Here is a 9,415-nt window from a genome sequence, read left to right on the forward strand (position 1 = left end):
ATAAGACGCGCTCTTCCGTTACCTGCGTTCCAACCTGCCGATTCTGCTGGACAGTCTGCCCAGCAATGAATATCATGGTAGCAATCTTGCTGTTCTCGCTTCAGCCCTTCAACCTTGGTTCTTGACTCTCGGCCCAATGCGTATCCGCAGTGTTTGCTCCTGTTTTTTCCGACTCTTCTTCTGTTGCATGGTGCTCGGTCTGTTGACAGCAGCAGGCGCATTGGGTTGGGTGTGGTGGCTAGTGGTTAAGGTGCCCTGCCCAGAGATTGAGCCGGAACGAATCGCCTCTATTCTTGGCAAAGAAAGCCCTGTTTATTACCGGGACGGGCAAGAAAAGATCGGTGTCCTCTTTGAAGACATCCATCGCCAGTATCTGACCTACGAACAACTGCCAAAAGTCTTTGTCAACGCCTTGGTCGCCGCAGAAGACGACCAGTTCTTCCACCATTACGGGATAGATCCGCCTGGCATTGCCAAGGCCTTGTTACTCAATTATCAGGCTGGCAAGATCGTCCGGGGTGGGAGCACGCTGACTCAGCAGACAGCCAAGAATCTCTTTAAGCGGCCAGAGCGAACCTATCAGGCCAAGCTCAAGGAAATGCTCTATGCCTTGCGGCTAGAGCATCGCTATTCCAAAGAAAAAATTCTCGAATTCTACAGCAATCAATTTTATGTCAGCGGCAACGGCCACGGGCTTGGCGTGGCTGCCCGTTACTATTTTAACAAAGAGCCACAGGAGCTGGCTCTGGTCGAAACGGCCTTTATCGCTGGTTCGGTCAAGCGGCCCAATTACTACAATCCCTTTATCAAAAAAGATAAGGCTGCGGCTGTCGAAGCCCGCCTTCATGCCGAGGAGCGGGTCGGCTATGTACTGGCTAGGATGCTCAAATTCAACATGATCAGCCAGGCCGAACATGATGCGGCCAAGAAAGCTGGGCTGTTGTTCCGACGCGGAAGGACCAGCTACGACCTCACCACGGTCATGGACATGGTGCAAGAGGGGTTAGCTTCCAAGGCCATGACTGAAATGCTGGCCCAACACGGGATCGACAACATTGCCACCTCTGGCGCGAAGATCATCACCACTATTGACCAGCGGCTCCAGGAGGAAACCCTGTATAGCCTGCGGCGGGAGTTGTCCCGCTTAGATGTGCAGCTGCGCGGCTACGGTCGGGATGAAGTGCAGCTCGAATACAAGGACGCTGAGGGCGACAACAGCGAGGATGAGGATGAAATCAGGGAAAAAGCCTTTGTCTTTGGTACGATCAAAGAAATCAACCAGACTGATCCAGAGCAGCCAACCGTTGCGGTCAGCTTTGGCCCCAAGCATCCTGGCGGTTTAATCGACCGCCAAGGTCTTGACCAGCTGCTCACGGCCTTGACCAAGCACCGGCGGCAGCAATGGGCCAAGCCAGGCAAACAAGACCTCAGCGATTTGTTGGCCCGGCTCAAGCCTGGCGACAAGGTATATGTCAGCGTGCGGGAGGCAGATATCTTTGACGGCCTGCTGGCCTTGGATTTGGAGCGTTATCCCAAGCTGCAAGGTGCTGCCTTAGTCCTGCAACAGGGTGCCGTGCGTGCTCTGGCCAGTGGCGTGGAGAACCGCTTCTTCAACCGGGCAGCAGACGCGAAGCGCTTGCTGGGTTCAACCATGAAGCCCTTCCTGTACGCCGCTGCCCTCCAGCTTGGCTGGAGTCCACTTGACCGGCTTGACAACCGGCGGCGGGCTTTTATCTTTCTCGACCAGGCGTATTTTCCTCGGCCTGATCATAAAAGTCCTTTTGCCCAGGTTTCCATGAGCTGGGCCGGAGTTAAGTCGGAAAACGTGGCCTCTGTTTGGCTACTTTACCACCTAACCGACAAGCTGACCCCTGCTGGACTGCTGGAGACTGCTGCCTCAGTTGATATGACCCCCCGACCTGGCGAGAGCGACCGCCAATTCAGTGCCCGAATGCAGAGTAGCTTTGGTCTGCATGTCTCAAATGCTGATCTTGAGTGCGCGGCCTTTGCGCGGGCAGTACGAAAAGCCGAGGCGGATTTTCAGTTTGAAGGCCGCTTGGACGAACACCATCGCTGGCGGGAGATTGGTTGCGGCCAGAATCTGGAAAAATTCCGGGCGCAGGTGCGAGCCAACCTGAGCAAGCCGAATTTAACCCCTGAGCAGCGGAAAGAATACAACCAGCAGCTCAGTTTGCTCGGCGGTGGTTTGCGTTGGCCTGATTTGCGCCGACGGCGACAGACCTTAGACCAATACCGCGAGCACCTGAATCAGCTGCCCATGCCTGCGGTGCAGGTACCAAGCTTTTTCCCCAATGCCCAAAATGCGCCGCTGGTGGCCGTAGACGATGCGGATGAACCGCGTCCCTTTGGCAGGCTGGCGGAAAACGCGCAGGGCCGACTGGTTTTCACCTTGCGCGCCGAGCTACCAGAAAGCTGGAAGCCTGTGGATGAATTCGAGCTGCGCCGCCGCGTCCTGGCCATGCACCCAGAGGAGCGCAACCATCTCTGGAGCAATGTGCTGCTCGAAGGCTCCTTTAGTGCCGGGGCCGTGGATATTATTGAGCGACTGACCGCCGCAGAAAAGGCCGCTTTGGGGCAATCGCCGCCCCGGGCCTTGGAAACGCTGCTCAATATGCAGGATTATCGGACCATGCTGGGCCTGCAATATCTCCTCCGGCTGGCTCGCGAGGCAGGGATTAAGAGCAAAATGGAGCCAGTGCTTTCTTTCCCGCTGGGTTCCAATGTCATCTCTCTGCTCGATAGCGTGCGGATGTACGAAACCTTGGTGACAGGCAACCGCCATGAGGCTGAGATACTCGAGCATTTTGCTCAGGCAGGGGCTGTCTCGGATGAAGACCAAGATGGACTCGATGGCTTAGCCCTCATTGAGCGGATTGAGGTACCTGGCGGCAAGGTGATCTACACCCGCAAGACAGCCATCAAGCCGGTACTGGATGCCAAGACCAGCAGCGAGGTGAGCAGCATTCTGCAAAACGTGGTACGCTACGGTACTGGCCATGCGGCCTGGGAAACCGTGCGTCTGCCGGGCACTGGCGAGGAAAAAGATGGCAAACCACAAGGCCCTGCCCTGCCGCTGATGGGTAAGACTGGCACAGCCAACGATTACCGCAACGTTGCCTTTCTTGGTTTTGTCCCCACAGGCGTGGATATGGACGGCACGGCCCTGCTCTCCTCAACTGGATACACTGTGGGCGCGTATGTCGGCTTTGATACCAACGAACCCATGAAGAACGGCTCGTTCCGGGTCAGTGGTGCTGTCGGTGCCTTGCCCGTCTGGAACAGAATTGCCGAGACCTTGTACAAAGAAGAAGGCGTTGCTGACCGCTTAACCCCTGAAGCCTTGGCTGGCAGCAGTATTGGCCTGCGTTACCCGGAAACTGGCCAGCTTTTCATGCCTGTGGATGACAAAGGCGGCGGTCTGATGCGCCGAGGCAAGGACGGCATCCAGACGGATCTGGCCCTAGAGGAACCTGCCATCCTCAGCCACGGCGTGCCTGGCCAGTATGGCGGCTTTGAGCCGGAACGCCGCTTCATGCCCTTCTGGTTGCTGCGTCGGCAGCAGCCTTTACCCCAACCCGCTTTTCCAGCGCAACCCTAAGCCCTGATCATGATCAAACTGTTCCAGAAAGAAACCCTGACTCGTCTCGCTACCACCTGCGGGTGAGCAGCGAAAATTGGTCCGGCAGTTCTGTCGGACGCGCTTAAGGGCTTTGTCCAGCCCGCTGATCCGAATCTGCTGGTGGGTTACGAGACCGCAGACGATGCCGCAGTCTATCGTTTGTCAGAGGAAATGGCCCTGATCAGCACTGTGGATTTTATCACCCCGCCTGTGGATGATCCCTACTGGTTTGGTCAGATTGCGGCGGCCAATGCGCTCTCTGATGTCTATGCTATGGGCGGTAAAACCGTGACTGCACTCAGTCTGGTGATGTTTCCCACCAAACGGCTTGACCTAGGCCTTCTTCGCGAGATCCTGCGTGGCGGTTTTGACAAGGTGAACGAGGCTGGGGCGGTACTGGCAGGCGGTCATTCGGTCGAAGACCAGGAGCCAAAGTACGGACTCTGCGTCAGCGGCACGGTTCATCCGCAGCGGGTGATCACCAACGCCGGTGCGCAGCCAGGCGATGCCTTTATTCTCACCAAACCACTCGGTACGGGCGTGCTTTTCAATGCGTTGCGGGACGGCAAATATCCCTTCCAGGAGCTGGAGCGGGAGATTCTGCCCTCAGTAGCGGCCCTAAACAACCTGGCCATCCAAACCGCCCTGCATTTTGATCTTCATGCCTGCACCGACATCACTGGTTTCGGCATGGTCGGGCATTTGTTTGAAGTCGCGCTCGGTTCTGGGGTCAGAGCACTGCTCAGGCAGCAGGCTTTGCCCGTGTATCCTGGAGCCGCAGAGATGTATCGGCAAGGCGCAACCACTGGCAGCAACCGAGCCAACCGGGTCTTGGCGATGCAACACGGTTTGGAGGTACAAACCAGCCTTGCGCCAGAGGATGAAGAGCTGCTCTATGACCCGCAAACCTCTGGTGGCCTGCTGCTGGCCGTGCCCAACAGCCAGGCCGAGCAACTGGTCGCGGCCCTGCACGAAAACGGCGTTGCCGCAGCCGTTTGCGTGGGCGAAGCAGTGCTTGGCAAGCCCGGCATAACCGTGGTGTAAGAGTTAGGAAAGGAGTTGTAGTCGGCCAGACTCCTTTGTTGCCGACTACAACTCCTTTCCTACTCGGCAAAACTCCTTTCTTACTCGGCAGAACTCCTCTGCGGCTTGGCCAAACTCCTTTGCTAGTCGGCCAGACTTCTTTTCTGCCAAGTACAACTCCTTTCCTGCTCGGCCAAACTTCTCTCTAAGTCGGCAAAACTCCTTTCTGGCCAAGCCGAACTCCTCTCCTACCGAGTACAACTCGAGCCTGATTGCGTCGAAAACCGGCTGGCGCGAGGTCAGTTTCTGTTTTCCTCACTCCACAAGGTGTTCCAGTCTGCTGGCAAGGTGTCCTCAGCCAAACCAAGCTGGCAAGCATAGGTCAGCAGCTCTGTGTTGCTACAGTTGAGCGAACTGGGCCGGGTGCCGCTGCGCTGATCAGTGATTTCTTGGCTGAGAAAGGTGGTCAGAGCCGTGGCCACCCGCTCCCTAAAGGATGCGTCCGGCTCTCGCCTGATTCTCTGGCAAAAGGTCAAATAACGCTCCCAATTGTAAAAGCTACGCAACGGGCCGCGCCAGCTGCGGCAGTCGCGGCGAGCCGGGTCAAGATCGCGGAGAATAATCTGCTGCCAGCGGCGCAAGGCTGCATCTTGCAGTTGCTGCTTTTCCGCTTCAGTCAGCAGCAAGTGCGGGCCGTCTGAGTTGCCGCAGAGATGCCAGAGCGCGGAATGATAGGCGACTTCCGGCAATTCACCGGAATCTGCCAAGAGAACAAGCTCGTCTTCGATCAACAGCGCGCGGGTTTCAGGCAACATCAACGGACTGCTCAGGCTGGCTACTGATGTTGCTTTCCCCACTCAGGTGGAAAAGACTGCGTATCACTGAGATGCGCTCCTGGCGGTCAATGCAGTCATGCTCTGCTTTGAGGTATTGCAGCGGATGATGGAGCATTTTACCGGCAATGGCTGAGGCCATGCGTTCGATGCTCTGCCGTTCTTTTTCGCCAAGGCCGTTCAACTTGGCGAGGGTTTTCTCCAACTCGGCGCGGCAGATGGATTCAGCGGCAGCTTGCAGCTCGACAATGGTTGGCGTGACCTCCATTGCCTCTAACCAGCGCATGAACTTGAGCGTTTCTTCCTCAACAATGCGCCGGGCCTTGATGGCTTCCTTGTCCCGCTGCTCGCGATTCATCTCGACCACGTTGTTCAGGTCGTCAATGTCGTAGAGATAAACGTTATCCAGGGTGTTGATTTCTGGATCCAGATCGCGCGGTACGGCAATGTCGATCAAGAAGAGCGGTCGGTTGCGGCGGCGGGGCATGATCGAGGCCACATCCTGTTTATGCAGCACCAAGCCGGTCGCACCTGTGGAACTGATGAGGATATCCGCCTCAGCCAGCTGTTCGACCAGCTCATCCAGCCCAGCAGCCCGGCCTTTGAAGCGGCTAGCCAGATTCACAGCCCGTTCTAAGGTGCGGTTAACCACGACTACCTCGGCAATGCCTTGGCCAACCAGATGCTCGGCAGCTAATTCTGCCATTTCCCCGGCCCCAACCAACATCGCCCGCTTGCCGTTCAAGTCGCCAAAGATTTTTTTGCCTAATTCAACCGCTGCATAGGAGATCGACACTGCGCTGGCTCCGATGCGGGTTTCTGTTCGCACCCGCTTGGCCGCTGAAAAGGCCTTATGCAGGAGTCGGTTGAGGATCAAGCCAGAGGTTTTCAGATCAGAGGCGTGGCGAAAGGCTTCTTTAAGCTGGCCAAGGATCTGCGCTTCGCCGACTATCATGGAATCTAAGCTGGCCGCGACCGTGAACAGATGCCGCACTGCCTCGCTGCCGAAATGGGTGTAGATGCAGTGCTCCAATTGCTCGCTGCTCACCCGGCCCGCAAAGAGCAAATTCAGGACCTCGGCCCGCATTTGCTCTGGCTCTTCGCTGGCAAAGAGGACTTCCACCCGGTTGCAGGTGGAAAGCAAGTAATATTCCTTGAGGCCGCGCAAATGCCGCAAGCGATTGAGCGGTTCCTCGTAGCCATTCAGGGCCAGCTTCTCACGGATCTCCAGCGGGGTCTTCTTGTGGTTCACCCCAAGCAAGACAATGGAATCACGCGCCATCTCAGCTTCCCCCCTTGATCAATAACAGGAAGAAGGTAAGCAGTGTGGCGCAGAAGGCCAGCACGGTAAACAGCGCAGCCTGCCTGCCTCGCCAGCCCTTGACGAAACGTAGGTGCATGAGACCAGCGTAGAGCAGCCAGGTGATCATTGCGCTGATGATTTTGGTATGCCAACCTAAGCCCCGGTTGCCGCCAAGCTGGAAGGCCCAGATGGTGCCGAGGATTATCCCCAGCGTCATCAGGGGAAAACCGATGCTAATGCAGTGTTGGTTGAGTGTGTCGAGCGTCTCCAGCGAGGGCAGGCGGTGATAAAAGAAGCCGAAGCGTTTCTGCTTCAGTTGCCGCTCTTGAATCAGGTACATCAGGCCGCCAATAGCGGCTAGAGCGAGAAAGGCATCAGCGACAATGGAGATCGAGGCATGAACTGGCAGCAACCAAGAGCGCAGCTCTGGCGGCAAAGGCATGATTTCGTGCGGGGCAAGGAGCGCAGCCAGCATCAGCACCGCGACCAAGGGCGAGGCAAAGGAGCCAAAGTTCTTCACTGGGTAGCGCCAACGGAAGGTCAGGTGACAGCAGGCGATAGACCAGGCGAAAAAGGAGATGATCTCGTGAATACTGGTGATGGGTGTGTGTCCGGCCTCAACGTAACGGGCGGCAATGTTGCCTGTGTGCAGTCCAGCCGCAATGAAAAAGAGCACCCGGCCTACATCGCGCAGTCTTTTTTTCCGGCCAACGAAAAAGACCGCGTAAAAGCCTGCGGCAGCAAGATAGGCGGCGAGGCTGAGTTGAAAAAGGAGATAGCTCATCTGTGGTCTTTCGGCTGACTGAGGTCAAAAATCGGCATCCGGCCCCAAAACAACCCGCAGATGGCTGCGGACTTGCTCCCATTGGCCGTTTTTTATCCACCGGAGTATATCCTCATGCAACAGATTCTCAAACAGATTTCTTCGCGCCTGGCCGTCTGCGATTCCGACCAGCGTCCGCTCGCGGATGCGGCCCAACAGCTCGAGCAGCAGGGCATATTCTGGGCCGTAATCCGCCTCCAACTGTTTTTTGATCCGGGCGGCCAAGGCTGGACTTTTGCCGTTGGTGGATACGGCAATGCTCAAATCACCTTGATGGAGCACTGCTGGCACTTGAAAGCTGCACAACTCCGGCGCATCAGCAACATTAACCAGTTTGCCCGCTGCCGCAGCCTCTCGCGCCACTGCCTCGTTGACCTGCCTGTTGTCTGTGGCCGCGAAAACCAGCAAGGCATCGCGTAAATCGCCGGACTGAAAGTAACGAGCCAACCAGTCAATCCGGCCAGCAACGGCCAGCTCATGCAAGGCTTCGGTCAGCTGCGGGCTGATGAGCCGCACCTGCGCCCCAGCCTCCAGCAGGGAAAGCACTTTGCGCTCCGCCACCTTGCCGCCGCCAACGACGACGCAGAGTAGGCCGCTGATATCCAGTGAGACAGGGTACATGTGGAAGGCAGTTCAGTCAATGACCCTCGGCACCACAAAGGCCTTGTCGTCTAACTGGGCAGTCTTCTCAATTTTGGCTCGGGTGATCTTCATAGAGGGTGAACAAAGTTTTGGGGCTTAGGCAGCATAGCTCCGCCTGTCGGCTGGATCTTCCCAAGGAGAGATACCCTTGTATCCTGCTGACAAGAGACGCTTTTGCCGCGTCGGGAACAAGTTCAGTATATACTAGACCTGTTGCATAAGCCATGTCCATCTGAACAGAACCAGGGCGTTGAAAAAAAAGTGCTACGCGCATCCTTAACTGACCGAAAAGGTAAAAAACTGAAGCAAGAAGCACAGTTGTCTGGGAAAATGTATGTATAAAAAAATGATAAAAAATAGCTTGCTTTTCTTCTCGTTAAAGAATAAAATTTCTACTTAAGAAAGATTATCGCTTTCCCACAGCATTCGCTGCTGCTTTAAAAACGAAGAGTCACGGCATGCCGCCGTTGACCGCTTCATAAAAAAATTAAGGGGAAGATATCCCCGCAAGGAGCTTTGATCATGAAGAAAGCACTGGTACTGTTCGTCGCTGCCCTGTTCGTTGTTACTGCAAGCAATGTTGTCTTCGCTGAAGAAGGTGCAACTGCTACAACTGGTGCGGCGGGCACAACTGGCGTAACTGGCGTAACCGGCACAACTGGCAACTAATATGTTTTCGGGTAATACCAGGCTTCAGTAATGATTTGATTCGGCATGAAGTCTGCTGCCGCAAGGCGGGATGATTTCCTCTTATCAAAAGGAAATCATCCCGCCTTTGTTTTTTTTAGAGATAATCCAAGTTGTGACCTATAACTCTTGAAGAAACCATGCTTCCCCGCATGTGTTATATTTTTGCTGTCCGGCATGAATATAAACATACACGGAGGAAGGCATGGAACTCAAGATTACAACATGTTACTGTGTATGCGATGATTTTTTTTAATTTCTGAAGGCTGACGCGATAACCAGCAAAGCACGATGAGCACGGCTGAGGTCATGACCGTAGCTTTGACTGCCGCCGCTTTCTTTTCCGGCAGTTATGAAAGAAGCTGCGTATTTCTTGAGCAGCATGGATATGGTATATGCCTGCCATGCTTTCAAAAAGCCAGTTCAACCGCCGCCTGCGCGACATTCCTGAATCAGTCTGGCGC

Annotated in this window: 8 protein-coding genes; 3 read left to right on the plus strand and 5 right to left on the minus strand. The window is 55.6% G+C overall.

Translation table 11 applies throughout. The features are described 5' to 3' along the window. The first annotated feature begins 202 nt into the window (after window positions 1-202). Together ACNKIB_RS05970 and selD are read left to right on the plus strand one after the other, a co-directional pair. Window positions 203-3,619 (plus strand): transglycosylase domain-containing protein, encoded by a 3,417-nt coding sequence (locus tag ACNKIB_RS05970; protein ID WP_417909634.1) that lies wholly within the window; start codon window positions 203-205, stop codon window positions 3,617-3,619. Between the two features lie 9 nt (window positions 3,620-3,628). Further along, a complete protein-coding gene (selD, locus tag ACNKIB_RS05975; protein WP_417909635.1) occupies window positions 3,629-4,684 on the plus strand; it encodes a selenide, water dikinase SelD in 1,056 nt (351 codons plus the stop codon). 45 nt (window positions 4,685-4,729) lie between these two features. Here selD and ACNKIB_RS05980 read toward each other — a convergent pair whose 3' ends face one another. Genes ACNKIB_RS05980 through ACNKIB_RS06000 form a run of 5 tightly spaced genes read right to left on the minus strand, consistent with a single transcriptional unit; the run spans window position 4,730 to window position 8,243 of the window. Continuing rightward, on the minus strand, window positions 4,730-4,924 hold the full coding sequence (locus tag ACNKIB_RS05980; protein WP_417909636.1) for a hypothetical protein: 195 nt from the start codon (window positions 4,922-4,924) through the stop codon (window positions 4,730-4,732). A 38-nt stretch (window positions 4,925-4,962) separates the two neighbouring features. Further along, window positions 4,963-5,478, minus strand: coding sequence for a hypothetical protein (locus ACNKIB_RS05985; protein ID WP_417909637.1), 516 nt, complete (start codon window positions 5,476-5,478; stop codon window positions 4,963-4,965). Further along, a complete protein-coding gene (hemA, locus tag ACNKIB_RS05990; RefSeq protein ID WP_417909638.1) occupies window positions 5,468-6,778 on the minus strand; it encodes a glutamyl-tRNA reductase in 1,311 nt (436 codons plus the stop codon). The genes ACNKIB_RS05985 and hemA overlap by 11 nt, the downstream gene beginning before the upstream one ends. A 1-nt stretch (window position 6,779) precedes the next feature. After that, on the minus strand, window positions 6,780-7,583 hold the full coding sequence (locus tag ACNKIB_RS05995; RefSeq protein ID WP_417909639.1) for a cytochrome C assembly family protein: 804 nt from the start codon (window positions 7,581-7,583) through the stop codon (window positions 6,780-6,782). A 24-nt stretch (window positions 7,584-7,607) separates the two neighbouring features. After that, on the minus strand, window positions 7,608-8,243 hold the full coding sequence (locus ACNKIB_RS06000; RefSeq protein WP_417909640.1) for a precorrin-2 dehydrogenase/sirohydrochlorin ferrochelatase family protein: 636 nt from the start codon (window positions 8,241-8,243) through the stop codon (window positions 7,608-7,610). 543 nt (window positions 8,244-8,786) lie between these two features. Here ACNKIB_RS06000 and ACNKIB_RS06005 point away from each other — a divergent pair. Beyond that, a complete protein-coding gene (locus ACNKIB_RS06005) occupies window positions 8,787-8,933 on the plus strand; it encodes a hypothetical protein (protein WP_417909641.1) in 147 nt (48 codons plus the stop codon). Window positions 8,934-9,415: the final 482 nt, after the last annotated feature.

Source organism: Candidatus Electronema sp. PJ, assembly GCF_048287395.1.
In the GTDB taxonomy this organism is placed as follows: Bacteria; Desulfobacterota; Desulfobulbia; order Desulfobulbales; family Desulfobulbaceae; genus Electronema.